We start from the raw sequence: 19296 nt of genomic DNA, 5'->3' as shown, positions 1-19296 counted from the left end.
CAAAGCAAAGCCCCAAAGCCTCATCAGCCACCACTACTCGAACTTGATGTGATCGCGCACCCGTTCGATCAGGAAAAAGCCTATGGCGGTGGTGATCAGGCAGCAGGAGAAAATATACGAGATGTCGTAATGGGCGACGATTGTATCGCCGAATGTTCCGGACCTAAACATTTCGAAGCAGTGTACGAGCGGCACATAAAGCGCCAGTTTCTGAATGTCGGAAGGCAGCCACGAAACCATGAAGAACATGCCCGAGATGGGCAAGGTCAGATATTGCAATGGCGCAATGAGTTTCTCGACAAATTCGAAGAACTCCGCCAGAGCCGCCAATATCATGCCGACCCCGAAGGCAAACCAGGCCATGAAGAACCAGCCCGCCATCACCAGTCCGAGATCGTGATAGGGCTCCATGAGACCAGCCAGGCGTGTCCCGGTGTAAACAATAATCAAAGCAAGTGTGGTGCCGCCAACCTCCAGCAAGGCACGTGCCATCAGCGTATCCGCCATACGGATTTGGCGATGATACATCAGAGGCAGATTGTGCTTCAGGCAGGAAACCAGCTGGGACGAGACGTGGCGCCAAAGGGTCAGTGGCATATACCCGCTCAACACAAACGCAATAATGCCAAGGCCATGCGACTCGTGTTTCAACAAAGTCCACATAGCCATGACGCCAAGCGTCAGGATCATGGGTTCAAGAATGAGCCACAGAAACCCGACATTCTCGCGACCATAGCGTGTGATCATCTCACGCATGACAAGCGCACCAAGGACGCGCAGCTGGGTACGTATGCCCGTAAGCATCGTCGTTTTCAATGTGGGTTTTGCCGGAGCAGCTTCCATTCTATCGCCTTGGTATTAACAAGAGGAGTTCATTGACGAATATATACATACAGTAGTATTCTGCAATAGAAATAAGAATAAACTTTGCCTATGTTAAATAGATAAAGTTTAAATAGGTAATGATGCTCAGTATATTTACTGCGCTTCTGCATGTGCATAAAGGGGAATCGCCATTAATAGTCTTGCTCCAGGTCTGTTTACACCGGCACCCGCGCCTCGGCCCATATATGCACGCGCAAAATTTGTGCCGCGCCTGCTCGCTATCCTGTTCATTGGCCTGCCGACTTTGCTGGTGAGCCTCTATTATATTTTCATTGCATCACCCATGTTTGTGTCGGAGTCGGCCTTTGTCGTGCGAATGGCCACGCCGCCATCCTCATCAAACCTTGGCTCCATGTTGCAGAACAGCGGCATCACGCGATCGCAGGACGATACTTTTTCCGTTCAGGAATATATACGTTCCCGGGATGCTCTGACTGTTGTGCAGGATACTCTGCCCCTGCGAACCTATTTTGATAGCAGCCATGGAGATGTGCTGGCACGGTTTCCAGCTCCGTGGGAAAGCGGGCTTTTCGAGGAGTTGTTCCGCTATTACGGCAAGCGTGTCCAGATTGTGCATAATGACACGACAGGTATAACCCTTCTGCGGACCTCGGCATTCCTGCCGCAGGACGCTCTGGCCCTGAACAAGACACTTCTGGATATCGGCAATGCGCGTCTGATCAAGATGAATGAACGGGCGAGGGGGGATGCGGTACGTTTTGCTACTGCGGAAGTTGAAAGTGCGGAGCAACGGATGATCGAAGCGCAGAAGAACATAACGCTCTTTCGCAACAAGGAGCTTATGATCGATCCCAAGCTCAACTCCGTGTCCATGGTCGAACTCATGAGCCGGATCAGTTCGGAGCTGGCTGTTTCCCGCGCCAATCTTGCAGAAACCAGATCCACGGCTCCCGATTCAAGCTCGATCCCCTTTATGACGAGCCGCATTGATGCACTCGAAAAGCAGTTGGTCATGGAGCGGAGCAAAGTGGCGGGAGAGGACGGTTCGATTGCGCCGCGAATAGCAGATTATGAAGCCTTGATGCTGCAAAGGGAATTTTCCAACAAGGCGCTCCTGTCGGCATTGGATTCGCTGAAAACGGCGCGTGCCGATGCACGCCGGCAGCAGCTTTATCTGGAAGTGGTCGTCTCGCCCAATTTGCCAGACCAGGCCGAGCTTCCTCTGGCCTTGAAGAATATTGCGATCGTATTTCTGGTCACATCGATCGGATATCTGCTTGGCTGGCTACTGCTTACCGCGATCCGCGATCACGACAGTTGAGTTTAGACAGGAGCGCTCAGGCGGGTGGTGCAAAGCAGGTGTATATCTCGCTGATGCACGCTTGAATTTCGTTCTCTATAGAACCTGTCTGGTCGATATATCCGGATCGTTGCGCTCTCACATTGCGCGCCAGAATATAGTGCGACAGTGCTGTTTTATAGTCGCCGGTCAATTTGTGTAAATGCCCAAGCTGGACCTCTACGTCTTCCAGACTGTTTTGGTCAAAAGCTTCCGCATAGGCGCGGTACTCGCCATAAAGCTTCTTCGCTTCGTCAAAATCCCCGTCTTCTTTGGTTATATTGGCGTAGACGGCAATCATGTCCCGCTCATTATCCTCAGTAACAAGTTCGCGCAGCAGTTGGCGTGCGCGAGACCAGTCCTGCTCCTCGACATATTTCATTGCTTCGAGGCGCTTGAGCTGAACACCGGGTTTGCCGGACCGGCTGCGTGCGATATTTGTGTGGCGGATCAATTCCTCGTCCGCAGGCGCCAGTTTTAAACCCTTCTCGTACCATTCAAGGGCTTTTTGTGACTCACCCGCCCGGCTGAAGAGGTGTCCCAGCTGTAGATACACATCCGCATTCTCAGGGTTCATACCGACAAACTTCCGATATGCCGTTTCGGCCCGATCATAATTGCCGAGTTCCTTTTCGGCGTGACCCAGCTGCACAAGCAAACCCGTGCGTGCGGGATCGGCGGCAATAGCCTTGGTGTAGAGTGCCGCGGCCTCAGCCCAGTTGCCTTTGTCGCGAGCGGCATCGGCCTGCTGGGAAAGGTTTCTGGGGCTGGCCGAGCTGTCGGCCACCGCAGCAAGCTGCACTGCAATACGCCGCGTCCGGTCCGAGAAAGGCAGTTTGATCATGAGTTTTCCAGCCCCTGCTTGCTCCGGATCATGGAGACATCGCGCAGTTTGATCCAGGGCGTTGTGTCAGGCGTTTCGAGTATTTTAAGCCGGAGTTCCACAAATCTATGCTCATTGCGGATATTCACGCACAGGCTTCCGACGAACGAACCGGCAATGATCAACTCCTGCAAGGTGTCGAGTCCGGAATTGGCGCTGACCTGTACGGCAATTCTGGCTGCCGGATCCTGCACGAGATCCAGCCGGACCATCCACGTGCCGGCTTCCAGACTGCGTTTTGGTCCGGTAATCAACCAGCCAGGCGAAACACTCCATCCGCCATCGACAACATTGACCGGCTGGTGCAGCAGGTCCGGGCCGATCATCCAGCCTTCGCCTGGCACTTCGCGAACAAAAATCAGTGTCTGGTTGCCATCAATATCATAGGAAAGGCCTGCCGGCAGGGTGCGGGCGGAACTGGGATCAACCGGCTTGTTACCCGAGTGCTGGGTCACCGGTTGTTCCAACGTATCCCAGAGCGAAATTTGACCGTCGCGGCGTGCGATAGAGACGACGCGTTTGACGATATCTTCGCGCGTGGTCACATTCCGCCGCAGATCGAACTCCATGGTGAGGCGTTCTTTTTCAGTGGGGTCGCGGCCACAAATCTTGTCAAATGTATAACGAAGAAAGGCGACATTATTATCTGGTGCAAAACGTGTGAAACTCTCGATAATGGCATATTGATCCGGAGTACGCCGCAACACCTGTGCCTCATAGTCGACTGGTTTCTCGCCGCCGTCGGACGATATGGCGCGCAAGGCGTCAATGATCTTGAGGCGGTTCGTACCGTTGCGGATGGCTTTCACGAGATTTTGCCTTTCTTCATCGTTGAGCTCATCAGCAGACAAGTTGAAAGCAGTGGCCCAGGCATCCACAAAGGCTTCACCGGACAGGGAAAAAACATCCTTGGGCACAGCTTGAAGCGGGATTTTATGCAGCTCGGCGATTGTCATGTTTTTGATCCAGCATCTGTTCGATAAGGGCGGCATGTCTTGCAGCGACGCGCGGATAGGAATTCCATTGCACCGCCTGACGCCGGTCGGGATCTCGCAGCCCAAGCAGGACAGGATTTTGTGCAAGACTGATTATGGCTTCGGCAACGCAATCTATATCCACGGAACGAACCACATGGCTGATCGGCCACATGTCGCGCAGGACGGTCGAGCGTGAGCACAGAAGCGGTCGGTCGGCACTCATTGCGATGCGAGCCGCTCCCGTCGCCGTTTCGTTCGAGGGACCATAGAGAAAGGCCAGAAGATCGGACTGTGCCAGTTCGCGGGCAAGTTCGTCCTGTTCCACGAAGTCAAATCGTGCAGAGGCTACATCGTGCAGATTGAAATGGGAGAACAGGTTTTCAATGACAACCCGGGCTTCCCGCGATTCATCATTGGGAAGCATGCAATTGAGAAGCTTCAAGCGCAAACGTGGTTCAAAGACCCGCGCCCGTGCAAACGCCTGCACCAGAAGGTCGATATTCTTGTGCCGCGTCAGAAATCCGAATGATCCTATGGTGAAAACCGATGGATCGGGGCGGATATCGTCTTCCGGTATCGGAATGACGCCATGAGGCATGACAACGGGATTGGGATGCCCGGCCTTTGCCAAAAGGCCCGCATCTTCGGCAGAATGCACGAACACAATGTCGAACAACTTCGTCCATTCGAGATGACCGTGACGAAGAACTTCCTTCACACTGTGCATCGTGATAGCGCGCAATTTATGCCGGGTATTTGCCAGCGTATTGTTGACAAGTTCCATATCGGGTGTCGAGAAATGTCCCGGATGATGCTGTATCCACAGCACGTCTCCCCGGGCATTTTCGATTTCCGAAATGAATCTTGTCAGTGATGTCAGATCATATCCCCAGGAGCGGGAAACGAGATCCTGCGCGGGAGCATGTTTTGCCTGTGCGGAAGGCGGCAACTCATCATTGAGCAGGCGTCTTGCATAGATGTGCGAAAATCTGTCGGCAAATGCCGGGGTGGAATAGAGATGTTCCGAATAGGTAGCGATGCCGCATTGCTGATGCCAGGACGAAACCAGGTCCAGGCTCCAGGGTTTGCGCGCTGTGGCTGCGCTTTTCTTGACCTTGGCGATTGATGCAAGCACGCGCCCTGCTACAGCACCCCAGCTCAGGTGATCGGCCAGAAGTCTTTGGGCGTTTTTACTTCGCAAGCGAGCGTCTTCGTGGTTCGTCAGGGCCGCCCGCATCTGCGCGCCAAGATGTTCAACAGAAGGATCAGCCCAAATGCTCAAAGGCCCGGAAACATGGGTTTGTGAGGGGGCCATTTGATAGTCCACCATCCATGCGGTCTCGGGCGTACAAAAGTCCACCTGCCCGCTATAGGCCGTGGTGACAACCGGTATATCAAGGCGCATCGCCTCAGCCAGAGGCAGGCCAAAACCTTCGCCTCTGCTTGGCGCGGCAACAAGCGAGGCTGTGCGATAAAGCGCCAGCAGCTGCTCGGAAGTGTAAAGATCATTGATGATTGTTATCGGTGCAGCAGTGGCGAGCCGATCACTGAACTTTTCCATGATCGACGACAGAATATTGTCCGGGTTTGGAAAGGTCTTGATGACAAGTTCAACCTGTTCGTTTTGCTTGAATGTCTGTGTAAAGGCATCCACAAGCACATCAATTCCCTTGCGCGGAAAACAGGATGAGACATGCAGAATGCGTTTCTTGCCGGTGGCGGGCAGGGGCGAGGGCGTGTTCAGGCCCGCATCAAGCGCAACATGGTCCGTGCCATTGCCGACAACTTCAACAGGGACCGTCAGGCCGGATTGCACGAAAGCCTGTTTCACAAAATTGGCCGTTACCATGACCAGATCAAGGTCGCGGTTAAAACGCTCGATCATATATTGGGGAACTTCCAGTTCTTCCCAGGCGAAGTTCACATAGGCGTTGAAGCGCCCAATCATGTCATGCGTGGCTGGCGGCCATGTGTTACGCAAATGGATGTCGTATTTCTCGGTCGGATAGCCGGGCAGCAGCAGGCGTTTCACCTCGGGAGCGGCGTTGAGCCTTGCATCGCTCTGCCAATCAGATTCGGGCGTATAACAGTGAAGATCGACACCGGCCTCAACAAGCGCTTTTGCCAGAAGGCGATTAACGATGGCAAGGCTGTAATCGCCTTTGAACACACCGTCGAAGAAAACACGCTTAGCGGCAAATGCCTCACGTGCGAACTTCAAATTTTTATCATCAAGATCAATAGTATAAGGCGACACGATTGGCGCACTGCGCATACACTTTTCTCCAGAACATCTGCCGGCCAGATGTCATACTGAATGTGAAAAACTTCTAATGCGTAAATCGACCTCTACCTTGCACAGTAAAGGTCGATTCTAGATTAAAGAAGTATGTGAGGCGCGTTGACTGGAGTAAACGCGCCCCACAATTATCAGGAAACCTTGGCTTCTTCGGTTTCGTAGCCAAGCTCTACTTCGCGCTCGGTGATAATTGCGCGCGCTGCATCCACAGCCGGACCCGAATAGGCAAGCGGGTAGCATGCCTTCGCGTCGTATGCCTTGGGCGAGGTGAATTGCAGTACACCTGGCTCGAGGAATACATGACGGTTGCCGAGATCAAGATAGGTCTCAGCCATGGCACCGTTTGCCCAGATCACGTCATGCTGCTCAAGTTCGATATGATAGTAATCGACTGGATTGAGTGTGATCGGCTGGCTGACGGTTGTCCCGTTGATCAATAGTTTTGCCGGCACAAGAGATCCATTGACGAACATGCAATGGTCCGGCGAGACGTAGAGGTCGCGCGAGGGCATGTCTTCCGCAATCGCACCGGCAAGGATGCGGATTGGCAGATCATTGCGTGGCTTGTCCAGTGTCTTTGGATCAATGGATCGATTGCCAACCCATTTCACGGCAACCGCGCCATTGTTCAGGCTGGAGATGACCGTGCCTGCCTTCAGACGTTCAACTGCGATCTCTCCGTCCGGAGTTGCGATAAGTGTGCCGCGAACGAAGCAAGGAGTCAGGAAGGTCAGTGTATCTGTGGCGTTGCTATAAGTGTAAGTAGCGCCAGCAGGAATGTCATAGGAAGCGATGGGTTGCAGAATGCCCAAAGGTCCGTAGAACGTTACCGTATTGCCCGATTGCTGAACACTGGCCGACCCGATCACAGTTACGCGATCGCCATTGTCCACGTTCACAATGTCCGGCGGACTGCTGAGAGCAATATTTAGCAGACCGGAGTCATAAATGAAGTGGCCATTGCCATTGGCATTCAGGAAGTCGACGGTCGTGCCATCGAGAAGAGAAGCACTGATGGCTGCTGCCTGAATTTCCAGACTTGTGCCGTCACCAATCATATAATGGAATGTTGAGCCCGCCGTCACACCGGCCAAAGCCGTATCGACGACGAGATCAGCGCCGTTTTGCAAGATGATGGTGGTGCTTGTCAGGACACCCCCACCGATGAGGTTCGTCAGTGTAAGATCGACGCCATCGATGATCAGCGTACCATTGGAGACCAGGCCCAATTCGAGGGTATCGCCGTTCTGGGCACCGCTACCGGCATCAATGGTCTGCGTCGAATTACTGATCAGATTGAGGTTAATTAAAGCCATAGCCTTCCCCGCTCCTGTTAAGAGTTAATTTATCATAGTGATGCTGTTTAATTGGGATCAGAACTTGTAGTTCAGACCCACACGAATGCTATGAAAGTCTGGTGAAGCCCGTGTCGAGACACCTTGGCTTTCGACAGTATAATCGCCAAAGCTGACATATTGATATTCAAGCTTGGCGGTCACATGGTCGGTGAACGCATGTTCAACACCTGCACCGGCAACCCAGCCAGCACGGGTTTTGTTTTCGTCCATGAACTGCACGCCATCTGCCGACATCTTGTAGTTGACGCGGCCATAGGCCAAACCGCCCGTACCATAGATCATCGTGCGATCCCAGGCATAGCCGAGACGGGGACGCAATGTACCGTACCAGTCGATGCTGGATTTGGCATGGAGATCAACGCCAGATAGTGTTCCTGATGTAGAGTCATCAAGACCAGCCCCCTGGAAGTCAGCTTCAATACCGAGAACAAAATTGTTCATCTGGTAGTTATAGCCGATCTGGGCACCGCCAATGAAACCATTCTGCTCGATCTTACCGATATTTCCAAGAAAAGTATCGCCGACCCGGACGCCAACGCGGTCATCGCCACCAAAGCCGTAACCGGCATTCACACCCGCATAAAAACCTGTCCAGACAAAGCCCGGATCAGCCATCACAGCTTCGGGAGCAGCTTCAATGACAGCATCGGCGGCATGCGCGCCCCCCGAAACAACCAATGCCGACAAGAATAGACCGATAACGTTGGATTTCCGCATGAGATTCACCTTTGAATGTGCAACTTCAACTTATACTTGCACAGAATAAACCGTGGGAATACAATATAGTTAGGCCGGTAATGCTAAAGATATTCGTTAAATGTGCTTAATTGACGTAATTTGTATTGAACAGAATTGCGTTGGGCTATTGAGCGTTCGCGGGCTGATTTTCTTTCGATTTGGAACGTTCTGATGGCGGCAATGCTCGCTCGTTTTCAGAGTAATTTCCCGTATCGCCAAAGCGTTGCGCCGGGAGAGATTCTTCTGGAATCAATTCAACCGACCAGTGGGCGATTGAACCTTCTATGGCGCCGCTTTCTGTAAACAGGCGCACCTCTATCGGTTCCTTGGCACGTTCGATCTGAAACTGAGCTTGAGCAACAAATGATCCGGTTTGCGAGGGGCGGATTCTGATTTTGCTCAGCAGCTCTGAATTGTGAATTTCGATGGTGAATATCTGGCCGTAGATTTCATTGTCGATGCGCATGGAAAAACGAGCAGTCCATTCCCCCGGAGGCAGGTGAAAATAGGGACCATAAACGACACAGCGTGCCCGCCCCACCAACTCAATTTCGCTGATAATATTGGCCCCTGCCTTATCGGCGAGCAAAAAGGTCTGCAATGGCCAGGTCACGTTGGTAATGGGGGTTCGCATGATCGAACCGTCCAGCGGTTTGAGTACATCAAGTGCGATGGCGCGTATCTCAGGCGAAATAGCTTTGAGCTCGGTGCCGGGCGTCAAATAATGAGGGTCAAGCTTTTTGGCGGATGCTTCGAATGTGGGAATACGCGAAAGGTCCGGCGCTGGTCCTGAAAAGTCGGTGCCAAGTTTTTCAAGACAACGGATAATCCCTTCCTTGGAGAGATTAATTCCAAGTGTCCGGCAAAAATGGCCAAGTATTCTATGTATTTGCACCGGGCCCATTTTCTGCCGCTGCACGGCAAGGATCGATGGATGCGTGCGTATTTGAGATATGCAGGCAAGACTTGCCGACATGGCCCGTACCAGCGGGATATCAGTTGTACCCGTCGTTTTGGCCAACCAGTTTAAAGCGTCCATCACGTTTTCGGTGAATACGAGATAGGGCGCTTTTGACCGCATAAGGAAAGCGCAGAGCTCCTGATCCGGATAATGGGAGGTAATAATCATTGCTTCGCTGGTGCGGTTTCGCCAGGCGTCCTGCAATTGCGGCAGGGTCTCTACTTTCACAGTATTGCAATCGCCATAGACTTCACTGGCAATGGCCTTGAGCGCAGCAATGCCCCAAGAAAACATCGTGCCGGGCAATCCAAAGGCGACGAAGAGTGTCATCTACCTCTTAGCTCCCCAACAGATCGTCATACAGTGTGGCGATCTTTTGCTGATAGCGCTCAGGCGAGAATTTAGCGGCCTGAGCCGGGCCAAGTTCCGCAAGATGGTCGCAAAGGTCTTGATCATTGGCAAGTGCACGCACCGCATTACGCAGGGATTCAGTGTTGTAAGGATCAATCAAGAGGGCAGCGTCGCCCGCAATTTCCGGAACGGAGCCTTCCGTGGAAGTCAGCACCGGCGTACCGAGTTGCAACGATTCCAGAACAGGCAGGCCGAATCCTTCGTAAAGCGAGGGAAACAGGACAGAGCGAGCTCCGCGGATCAGACTGACAAGCAGATTATAAGAGACGAAATCGAACCGGTGGATACGCCTGCCGGGGGTGATGCGATTATCCTGCTGAAGGAAGAAGCGAAAGCGGTCGTCTTCAATCAAAAGCTGCGTCTGATCGCCCTTCCACCCCGGCGCGCCAACGATGATCAATGGGTAATCGACCTTGGCCGAAAGGTAGGCTTCAACCAGACGGGAGAGGTTCTTTTTGGGTTCAAATGCGCCGAAAAAGAGAAAGTATTTTTTCCAGTCCAGATTGAATATTCCGGCAATTTCGTCGGAGGCAACATCTTGCGTTTTTTCGCGCAGCTCCAGCGGCACGTGAACAGCCTGATAGGTATTGGTTACCCGGCTTTCTTCGACGCCGAGAAACTGGATAATGTCCTGCCGCGATGTTTCGGACACCGTGACTATATGGTCAACGGATTTAACCAGATGCTTTAGCATCTTGTAGTGGTAGCGTTTGTTGTCCTCGGTAAGGTAGGGCAGGCGTAGCGGCACCAGATCGTGAATGGTGCATACATTCAGTGCTTTTCTGGCTCGCATCGGTATTGGATAGGTGCAATGGAGAAGATCGGGCTTGTGCGCAAATGAAAGCGGCAGGCTCTTGCCGAAATTCTTGAAGTGATGCCGTGCCGTGGCAAACAGATCGTTGTTTGCGTAAAGATAATCCGAGTCCAAAACGTTGCCCTGCAGTGATTTCAGGATAACTGTCCCGGTCAGTTCAACATGGGTTGGTGTTAGGCCGAATGGTGCCCCAACGCGCCGCCGCGCCCAGCGTTTACCCAGAGCTAAGGGCCCCAGCTTCCTGTTCGAATTATCGTCAAAGAGCACCACTTCGCGCAAAGCCGGATTGCGGGGCAATTTGCTTTGGACACTGTGTACAATTCCTGTCTGATAACCAAGGCTCCGCACGGTCTGAATCAAACCACGTGTATAAGTGGCAACGCCGGTCCCCTTTTGCAGGGATAGATTAAGTCCATCGTAGAGGATGGTTTTCACCAAGGCGGCATCCTTTCAAGCGATATTTCAAGGCCCTATGACCTCATGCAGGTTCGTTATCCGAAAGCACAAGCAGCCAGTCCTGGCCATAATTCTGCGTCATCAAATCACTGGCCGTAACGGGCCGGGCAAAGCCTTCAAAATCAAGACGCCGTATCTTTCCGTAAATTTTCGTGAGCTTTTCGACGAACTGAGCGCTGTTCTCCGAACGGGCAGCGTTGAACTCGACAACGATCATTGGCCGGTGACGTTCTATCGTCTCGCCCATGGCAGAAAAAATATCCTCTTCTGCTCCTTCTGCATCGATCTTGATGAAATCCACGCGTTCAAGCGGCATGCATAATGCATCCATGGTAGCGACCGAAATTTCGATAAGGTAACCGCCATGTTGCCGGGCATTTTCGGCATCGAAAGCGGCAGGCACAACAGTCGCATTTTTCGGTTCGTGATCGCGGACGAACAGCTTCGCGCTACTGGATCCTGTGCCGCCAAGCACCTTTTCTATAACCTGGCTGCGCGGAGTAAACCCGTTCAGATCGAGGCTTCTTTTGAGGAAGTCTGCCGCGTGCGGATTGGGCTCGACAGCGATCAGCTTTCCTTTCTCCCCAACGAGTTCGGCAAGTAGCACTGAATAATAGCCGAAATTGGCACCGACATCGATGGTTGTCATGCCGGCCCGGACATTTCGGGCGCAAAACTGTGTCAGCCAAATCTCCCAAAAACCATCGAGCAGAATATGCGAGCCGAAGCCGCGATCGCGTGTGTCGATATAGAGCTTGTATCGGCCAAGCACGCGGGCAATCGCAGTATGATCTCCCAAATAGGCACTGTTTGCGAGTGCCAATATCGCAGCCTCAAGATCAAGCCGCTTCAATTTCGCTATCTCGTGCAAGTGAAGCAATGATGGCATGCGCTATCTCATTCCAGTACTCGGTAGTAGACAAAAACAGTTTTCATAGACGGCTGGCACTAAGACCAAGCGAGGTTGCACTCATTGCAGGGGAACTTACACCTTGGAAAATGGCCATGACTTTCTGCAGATCTGCACCCGCCGCATTGGCAACATAAATCACGTCGCGCGGTTGGATTTCGAAACGCTGCATGGAAAGCATCACATTCGTGTCACGCATATTGAAGCGATAAACCACGGGAATGTATTCGCCCCTGCTGAGGAGCGGACTGCCTGCCGGAATGAAGTGTCGCGCGACAGACGCCAGTTCGTATCGCAAAACGAATACGCCGCTCGCATCCGCCCGCTGGTCATTCAGACCTGCGGATTTTGCCAAGGCATCAGCCATTGTTATGCGGGACGCGTCGAATGGAACTTCTGCATTGCGGCCAGTGGCGCCGAATACCAGAAATGTACGTGGTTCGCGCACCACTGTTATCAGATCACCGGAGCGCAAACGGATATTTTCTTCTGGGTTTTCCAGCATGACGTCGAAGGGTACGCGTGCGACGACGCCGTTGCGCGTTAGCCCAACTATGCTGTCGCTTGCTGTCGCACGAAGGCCGCCAGCACTTGCGATGGCATCAAGAACCCGTTCGCCGGCACCTGTCAGCGATATCCTGGCGCCTGCAGCCACTTCGCCGGTTACGGTCACTGCATTGGCCGTGCTGCGCTGGATGGTAACCAGCGCCTGCGGCTGGACTGCCTTGCCTTCAAGCGCCTTGGTTATCTGTTGTTCGACCTGTGTCGGCGTATTACCAATGACCTTTATGCGGCCCGCATAGGGTACGGCGATCGTTCCATTGCCGGAAACCGTCTGGGGCGGAATGGTGGCTGAGCTTCCTGTTGGCTGCTGAAACCCGGCCATGGTGATGTTTCCGCCAAAGAGACTGCCGGGAGGCGCTTCCCAAATGTTGACGGCCACAACATCACCCACAGCGATGCGCAGATCACTGGAACGCGGCCCGGCGCCAAATTTGGCGGCAAGGCTTGCCCGCGGACGGGTCCCGGCATAGGTCAATATATCCTTGCCTATGTCGACGAGCGCGTAATTCAGGTTGGTTGACGTCTTCCGCTGATTGAGAACGTCACCCGTTGTTGGCCCCGAGCGGGGAAGGCAACCGGAAACCGAAACCGCTATTGCCAGCATAAGTGGTAAAACGCTTATCCTGGCCAGGGTGAGTGGTTTTGAGGAAGGCAGGCTACGCAAGGTACAAACTGGCATTCGCAACATGTGTCAGGTATTCTTTTCATGAAAGCGCATCATTGCCGACGGGCTCATTCCATAGGCATTGCGGTACAGTGACGAGAAGCGTCCGGGATTGGAAAATTGCAGGTGGATGGCAAGATCCGTGACATTGCGAGCACTGCCACTCAGGATAGCCTCATGTGCCGCAGATAATCTGTACTCGCACAAAACATGCATCGGGCTTGTATCCCGATATTCCTTGAACATTCTCTGCAGCGCCCGCGCACTGCACCCTGCTGCATCTGCTATGTTATCGAGTGTCACAGCATTATGGATATTTTCGCGCATGAATGCCTCGGCGCGCTGCAGATAGCGCGGCGATATCCGGCGACCTGCCAAATTGTTGAGCGTGTTTACATTGTCAGGTTTTGTCATGAACAGTTTCGCCAGCAGTAAGCGTTCATAGACGTTGGTCAGAACGTCTCGTGTCGAATTGGTCGCATTGGCGAGATCTTCACTGACGTAACACAGCGTTTGATACAGAGCTGCCGCACTACCGGAGCGAAAATCATGGAGAGGCGCGAAAGCTTGCTCCTGAAAATAGGGCCGGTGCATCAGGCGTTCGAAATATTCCCGCAGCGTGGTGACCGGCACCCGATAGGCCACCCAAGAGCTCCCGGGGTGGATTTTGGCTTTCACATCTGCCCGATCGATGATGCTGGTTGCATTGCCGGCTACCAATGTCTGTATTTTTCTCTTTTTCATGTCGACCAGGTCAATAGTTCCCTTGATGACAAAGAGAAAACTGAGAGTGGATGAAGCTCCTTTGGAGATCATTTCTAGTCGGCCATGGGTATCGCCGTACATAATCGTGGTTTGTTGCAGTTTATAAAGGTTGCGACTGTAGCCAATATTGCCCTTATCATCGCTATAAGAAGACCAACGCCACTTCTCATCCGGGGCCTCTGCATCCCGATCAGTATCATCTGCTACGGTCAAAGACCTGTAATCAGATTTACCTAGAGAATTGTCGTACATGAGTCCCCCAATTACCTAAACCGTGTTAACCAGTTTCGTATGAAACCAATGTTCAGTTATCGAATTAAAAGGATTTATTTGCAATTTTAACAATATTATAAAGCTATATAAGAATAGCTGTATTCAAAACTCGTAAACAATCCGATTTACACCTTTCTCCCTTAGACACTGCTTCATCGCCTTACATATGGCAATATTTTTTTTTGAATAATACGCAGACAAAGTGATTTTAATCCAAGATGTTTGACGAGACATTACTTTTTGGCGCTTATAATACTTTATTGTCGCAAAATGTATGTTTGTGATCCGGTCAAAAACCGCGTGGATATAAGAATGTAATATTCAAGTTTGAAACTTCGGGCGGATATTGGCCAAAAGAATCGCAGCCTATATTGCTTCGGCGCTTTACGTCCGACGCAATCTGTCCTGAGTGGGATGTCTCGTCAGAAAAACGGTTTTACGCCTTCACGCCTGATTCTCAGGATTGAGAGGGGAGGCCTCTATCGCCGCCTGTATCGTTCGCGAGGTCACAGAGGGGCGCGCACGGTTAGCCGCATCGATCATTTCATTCGTCGGGTTACGAAGGACATCATAGACGATGGGGAGCGCAACATTGGCATAATCACGATAGGTTTGACGGATGAAGTCGGGGATTTTGTCCCACTCCTGGCTACCAGTGCTGCGGTAAGCATGAATAGCCTGAGCTACTGCTTCAATAAGTTTTTCGTGTCCCGTCATGGTTCAATTCTCATTTTCGACCATACCCCACCACCGAAATGGTCACTCCAGATTAATTTAGTCCGCAATCGATTAATTATAGTGGGAATCGTTTATCCATTTTCAATATAGGCAAGCTTGTCTTTGCCAATTAACGCATAATATGGTTATTGTTGACTGGTTTAGAGGGTGTCGCTTCAAGACGTTCTTCCACGAGCGATGCCTGCATTCTTTATTCATTTAAAGCTTACTCCTTGTGGAGTGCAATTATGCAGAAGCTCGGCCAAGAGATTATATGTCACGAGTGCAAAACCAGTCATATGACGGTTCCGATTGAAGAAGAGGACGAGGCGCCCGTGCATTGTTCCGAATGCGGTGCCTTAATGTGCTTCTGGCGCGATGTGGTTGCCGACGAGACGCCGGCCATGAAAAAGGCATGAGTCCAGCAATCTGGCGCGCCAAGCTTTACAGTATTGGGCAATGAAAGCGCTCTCCCCATTTATTGTTCTTATCTGCTTTTCTGAAGTATTCACGCACAAATCAATTGTACAAAGTTAGACCGCATTTTTGCGGTCTGTCATCCCCGATTTGAAAAATAGAAGGATGAACTGTCGCAGATTTGCGACAGTTCAGGACAAATTCCGAAATTCAATTATAGTGGCCCTTTGAATACGAAGAATGCGCCGCCACAAATCATGGCAAAACCGACAGCGTGGTTGATTGTGATTTTTTCGCCGAGATAAGCCACCGAAAAGCCTGCGAAGACCAGAAGCGTGATGACTTCCTGGATCGTTTTCAGCTGGGCTGCGGAATAAACCTCATGCCCGTAGCGGTTGGCCGGAACGGCAAGGCAATATTCGAAGAAGGCGATCATCCAGCTGACAAGAATGACCAGCATCAAGGATTTATTGCCAAATTTGAGATGCCCGTACCACGCGAATGTCATGAATACATTTGATCCGAGGAGCAGGAGGATAGGACGGATATAATCGAAAGACGGCATGGAGGGTCTCTTTGGTTTGCGGGATTTAACGGTGATATCAGAGTACGGGTCGCCGGACGACGGGCGAGAAGCGCCCGCTCCCGGTTTTTCCGGCACTGCATCTTTTGGGCAACGGATCATAGATAGGAGTTGAACGCGACGCCGAGCAGATCGGTCTGGGTGACCAGCCCGAGAACGTGGCGGGAATCGTCAATGATGATCACCGCATGGGTCTTGCCGTCAGTCAGCATGGGCAAAAGCTTCATGGCATGGTCGTCAGGCTTGGCAGTGACAGCAGGGGTGATTGACCCTTTGATTGCCGCCCCGGCATTTGCCAATTCGCGCAAGCCGATCGTGCCAAGCAGGCATCCTGAAATGTCAAGAACGGGCAGGGCACGCACATTGTGTTCAAGCAGCAGGGTCCGCGCGGTATCCGCACTGGCATCCTCAGAAACCTTGATCACGTCGCGTGACATGATATCGCTGCACAGCAGTGCCCGGTGCCGCCGTATAGCGGCCTGAACCTGCACTTCCCGCAGCAGAATATCGATATCGCTTCGTTCAATATCGAATGTCTCATCAAGTGCTTCCAGCGCGTTATCGACATCTTCGCTTTGAAAGCCCGAACGCAATGGAGCTGGCGGGTCCTGTGTCCCATGTATATTGGCAACAGGCGCGGCTGCCTTGTGTGGATAGGTTCTGCCAGCCAGCCTGTGAAACAGGATACCCAGCACAACGAGCAGCACGGAATTCAGCGCAACCGGCACGAATGGGAAGAGAAAACCCGCCGAAAGAACCGCTGGCCCGCCGATAACAGCTGTCAAAGCGGCAGCGCCACCTGGCGGATGCAGACACCGTGCCACCGACATCACTGCGATTGCACATGCAACAGCCAGAGCAACAGCCAGTTCCGGCTGATGTACGAAATGAGCCACTGTCACGCCGACCAGGGCGGAAATTGTATTGCCGCCGATGATTGGCCAAGGCTGAGCCAGAGGGCTGGCCGGAACGGCAAACAGCAGGACCGCGGATGCGCCAACAGGCGCGACGATGAGCGGCACGGCGGGGCCAGCACCGAACATGATGCCGCAAATCCAACCGGTCAGGCCAATGCCGATCAATGCCCCAATGCAGCCGATAATTCTCTCGCGCAATGTCGCCCCGGCGAGGATCGGCACGAAGAGACGAAACCGCTCCGTCCCATCCGGGCCTTTTGAATAGAAAAACTGGCGCATTTGGAAAATTCCGGGCGACTTTCGATATAATACCCGCATCTACGGCGGACGGGAGCCAATGAAAAGGGAAATAATTCTCTAAATCAGCGATTATCCGTAAAAACTTTTTCCCTTTGCCATGGTAACGAAATACCAAGGAAGCCCTGTCAAAATAGGAATATGGCGACTCGATATTTCCGACTTTTATCCAGTCACCCCATGATGGACTGAAAACGGCAGGACTCAATGGCTCAGAAAAAGCGCCGCACTCGTTCAACTTCGCGCTCTCCGAAGCGATCTTCCTCGCGGTCGTCGCAGCGTTGGTCTCCTATCGGGCTGCTGCTTGCAGTGGCGGTATTGGGTGGTGTCGGGTTGTTGGCATTCTGGACAAAGGAACAGGCGAAAAACCCATCTGCAACAAATACCAGATCCCCCGTGGCTACAGCTTCCAGAGCGCCGTCTGCGGTGCCCAGACCCGAGAAAGAGGTGAGGTCGCCGGCAAAAACAGCGCTTCGCGAGGAGAGCGGACGGACAGAGATAGCACGAGCGCCTGTGCCGCGACCTTCCGTTCCCGTGGGCGTGCCGCAACAAAATCCTGCTGCAACGAAGCCGGCGCAGCAAGCATCATTGCAGCGTCCGCAGGGGCCCATTGGCAAAGCAATTGGCGAGCCACCGCGCGGCACCAATGTGCCGGGCATGGCGCCATCGGTAGTCTATGCTCGTGACAGGCTGGTTTTACGGCGTAGCGCATCGCAAGCTTCCGCCTCGATAGGCTCTGTCGAAAAAGGGCGTGAAATGCGCTCCTACAGCAAAGCGGGCAAATGGCATCATATTGCAGTGCCGACAACTGGCATGATTGGCTGGGTGCATGAGGACATGCTGATAAAGGGAAGGCAGGCTCCCAACATATCAAGCATGACAACCGGCGCAATATACCGTGCACCTGCTCAGGCAGTCTATCCTCCGCGGCCGGTGGGTGCGCAATAAGCCCGCGCCGTTCCTCGCGATTGTTTTTGGTTTTTGTCATTGACGCTCCTTCCAGGAAGTTCCGTCAATTCGAAAAAATAAACCTGCTCTCCATCATCTGAAAATCAGGAACCTCATCTGCCTATGCGGGTTAGTCTCTCAGGCGGCTGACAAAATGGTCGCGAAAGATGGAGGTTCATATGAGACGAATTGCACTCGCACTTGGCGCGCTTTCGATTGCTTCACTGGCTTATGCACAGGAGGCTCCTAAGCCGACTACAGAGTCTGAAACACCGGCAGTGACAACGCCGGATTCTGCCAATCCTACTGCGCCTGTCGCCGGAGAAAATAGCTTTACAGAAGCCCAGGCCAAAGAGCGCATTGAAGCCAAAGGCTACACTGCCGTAACGGGCCTCGTAAAAGGCGAAGACGGCATCTGGACGGGTACGGGCACCAAGGACGGCAAGTCTTTCGAGGTCAAGCTCGACTATCAGGGCAACATAACAGAGACCGCAAAATAAGGGCGTAAACCAGCTCAAGGAGATCAGATATGCAAACTGTAACAGGACTATATGACAATCACCGCGATGCAAGACAGGTGGTCGAGCAGCTCGAAGACGCCGGGGTTTCCTCTTCCGATATCACGATCGCGGGACGCGATGGCGATAGCGGCGAAACCTATGCGGGCGAGGGGGCTGCTGCCGGCGCCGGTATTGGCGCTGTTGTCGGTGGTACGGGCGGGCTGCTTGCCGGTCTTGGCATGCTGGCAATTCCTGGTGTCGGCCCTGTCGTGGCAGCAGGCTGGCTCGCAGCTACAGCTGCTGGTGCGGCGGCCGGTGCAGTGGCTGGCGGCGCCGCTGGCGGATTGATTGGCGGGCTTACGAGTTCCGGCGTTGATGAAGATGATGCGCATGTCTATGCGGAGGGCGTCCGCCGCGGCAGCACGCTCGTATCCGCCAGGGTCAGCGATGACCAGGCCGATATTGCCCGCTCGATCATCAACAATAATACGCCGGTAGATCTCGACACGAGGCGATCCATGTATCGTGAAGAAGGCTGGGATCGCTTTGATGAGTCAAGCCCGGCATTTACCGAAGAAGAGCTCGCGCGGGAACGGGACAGGGTTCGCAATTACCATCCGCTATAATAATAGCAGCAGAAACAGAAAGAGCGCCCTTGG

Annotated in this window: 20 protein-coding genes; 5 read left to right on the top strand and 15 right to left on the bottom strand. The window is 52.9% G+C overall.

The window, feature by feature from the left end; translation table 11 throughout:
- Positions 1-33: 33 nt before the first annotated feature.
- Complete coding sequence (locus AC6CHM_RS15845; RefSeq protein ID WP_115055065.1) at positions 34-843, bottom strand: ABC transporter permease; 810 nt, start codon at positions 841-843, stop codon at positions 34-36.
- A gap of 244 nt (positions 844-1087) precedes the next feature.
- On the opposite strand from AC6CHM_RS15845, the gene AC6CHM_RS15840 reads away from it, so the two are divergent.
- On the top strand, positions 1088-2167 hold the full coding sequence (locus AC6CHM_RS15840) for a KpsE/RkpR family capsule polysaccharide export protein (RefSeq protein ID WP_307277498.1): 1080 nt from the start codon (positions 1088-1090) through the stop codon (positions 2165-2167).
- A gap of 16 nt (positions 2168-2183) precedes the next feature.
- Here AC6CHM_RS15840 and AC6CHM_RS15835 read toward each other — a convergent pair whose 3' ends face one another.
- The 11 genes from AC6CHM_RS15835 to AC6CHM_RS15785 form a co-directional block, all read right to left on the bottom strand.
- Entirely contained in the window at positions 2184-3029 is an 846-nt protein-coding gene (locus tag AC6CHM_RS15835; protein WP_498173707.1) for a tetratricopeptide repeat protein, read from the bottom strand.
- Positions 3026-4024, bottom strand: a complete 999-nt coding sequence (locus tag AC6CHM_RS15830) for a hypothetical protein (protein ID WP_115055067.1) — start codon at positions 4022-4024, stop codon at positions 3026-3028. Before AC6CHM_RS15830 ends, AC6CHM_RS15835 begins: the two co-directional genes overlap by 4 nt.
- Positions 4002-6320: a glycosyltransferase family 4 protein gene (locus AC6CHM_RS15825; RefSeq protein ID WP_498173706.1), complete on the bottom strand. Its 2319-nt coding sequence runs from the start codon at positions 6318-6320 to the stop codon at positions 4002-4004. The genes AC6CHM_RS15830 and AC6CHM_RS15825 overlap by 23 nt, the downstream gene beginning before the upstream one ends.
- Before the next feature lie 155 nt (positions 6321-6475).
- Positions 6476-7660, bottom strand: a complete 1185-nt coding sequence (locus AC6CHM_RS15820; protein WP_115055069.1) for a Hint domain-containing protein — start codon at positions 7658-7660, stop codon at positions 6476-6478.
- 57 nt (positions 7661-7717) lie between these two features.
- Positions 7718-8419, bottom strand: a complete 702-nt coding sequence (locus tag AC6CHM_RS15815) for an outer membrane protein (RefSeq protein WP_498173705.1) — start codon at positions 8417-8419, stop codon at positions 7718-7720.
- Between the two features lie 145 nt (positions 8420-8564).
- Entirely contained in the window at positions 8565-9731 is a 1167-nt protein-coding gene (locus AC6CHM_RS15810) for a hypothetical protein (protein ID WP_498173704.1), read from the bottom strand.
- A 7-nt stretch (positions 9732-9738) separates the two neighbouring features.
- Entirely contained in the window at positions 9739-11061 is a 1323-nt protein-coding gene (locus AC6CHM_RS15805) for a glycosyltransferase family 4 protein (RefSeq protein ID WP_498173894.1), read from the bottom strand.
- A gap of 43 nt (positions 11062-11104) precedes the next feature.
- The gene (locus AC6CHM_RS15800; RefSeq protein ID WP_498173703.1) at positions 11105-11971 is read right to left on the bottom strand and encodes an FkbM family methyltransferase; all 867 of its coding nucleotides are present in this window, start codon (positions 11969-11971) and stop codon (positions 11105-11107) included.
- Between the two features lie 43 nt (positions 11972-12014).
- The gene (locus AC6CHM_RS15795) at positions 12015-13244 is read right to left on the bottom strand and encodes a polysaccharide biosynthesis/export family protein (RefSeq protein ID WP_498173702.1); all 1230 of its coding nucleotides are present in this window, start codon (positions 13242-13244) and stop codon (positions 12015-12017) included.
- 3 nt (positions 13245-13247) lie between these two features.
- Positions 13248-14237, bottom strand: a complete 990-nt coding sequence (locus AC6CHM_RS15790) for a helix-turn-helix domain-containing protein (protein WP_115055074.1) — start codon at positions 14235-14237, stop codon at positions 13248-13250.
- A 465-nt stretch (positions 14238-14702) separates the two neighbouring features.
- Positions 14703-14975 (bottom strand): hypothetical protein, encoded by a 273-nt coding sequence (locus AC6CHM_RS15785; RefSeq protein ID WP_115055075.1) that lies wholly within the window; start codon positions 14973-14975, stop codon positions 14703-14705.
- A gap of 248 nt (positions 14976-15223) precedes the next feature.
- Here AC6CHM_RS15785 and AC6CHM_RS15780 point away from each other — a divergent pair, with 248 nt between their 5' ends.
- Positions 15224-15394: a hypothetical protein gene (locus tag AC6CHM_RS15780; protein ID WP_162802623.1), complete on the top strand. Its 171-nt coding sequence runs from the start codon at positions 15224-15226 to the stop codon at positions 15392-15394.
- A gap of 212 nt (positions 15395-15606) precedes the next feature.
- On the opposite strand, the gene AC6CHM_RS15775 is transcribed toward AC6CHM_RS15780, so the two are convergent.
- The 3 genes from AC6CHM_RS15775 to AC6CHM_RS15765 form a co-directional block, all read right to left on the bottom strand.
- Positions 15607-15957 (bottom strand): DMT family protein, encoded by a 351-nt coding sequence (locus AC6CHM_RS15775; RefSeq protein WP_115055076.1) that lies wholly within the window; start codon positions 15955-15957, stop codon positions 15607-15609.
- 116 nt (positions 15958-16073) lie between these two features.
- Positions 16074-17171 (bottom strand): HPP family protein, encoded by a 1098-nt coding sequence (locus tag AC6CHM_RS15770; protein ID WP_498173701.1) that lies wholly within the window; start codon positions 17169-17171, stop codon positions 16074-16076.
- A gap of 230 nt (positions 17172-17401) precedes the next feature.
- A complete protein-coding gene (locus tag AC6CHM_RS15765) occupies positions 17402-17848 on the bottom strand; it encodes a hypothetical protein (RefSeq protein ID WP_498173700.1) in 447 nt (148 codons plus the stop codon).
- On the opposite strand from AC6CHM_RS15765, the gene AC6CHM_RS15760 reads away from it, so the two are divergent.
- From AC6CHM_RS15760 to AC6CHM_RS15750, 3 genes are all read left to right on the top strand, one after another.
- The gene (locus tag AC6CHM_RS15760) at positions 17847-18137 is read left to right on the top strand and encodes an SH3 domain-containing protein (RefSeq protein WP_336441513.1); all 291 of its coding nucleotides are present in this window, start codon (positions 17847-17849) and stop codon (positions 18135-18137) included. The genes AC6CHM_RS15765 and AC6CHM_RS15760 overlap by 2 nt on opposite strands.
- Positions 18138-18316: 179 nt before the next feature.
- The gene (locus AC6CHM_RS15755) at positions 18317-18637 is read left to right on the top strand and encodes a PepSY domain-containing protein (RefSeq protein WP_498173699.1); all 321 of its coding nucleotides are present in this window, start codon (positions 18317-18319) and stop codon (positions 18635-18637) included.
- 29 nt (positions 18638-18666) lie between these two features.
- Positions 18667-19263, top strand: coding sequence for a general stress protein (locus AC6CHM_RS15750; RefSeq protein WP_115055081.1), 597 nt, complete (start codon positions 18667-18669; stop codon positions 19261-19263).
- The last annotated feature ends 33 nt before the right edge of the window (positions 19264-19296 follow it).

The sequence above is a fragment of the Phyllobacterium sp. GQ127 genome (genome assembly GCF_059758635.1).
Note: the sequence above shows the minus strand (reverse complement) of the source record. Positions and strands in the feature narration are given on the sequence as shown.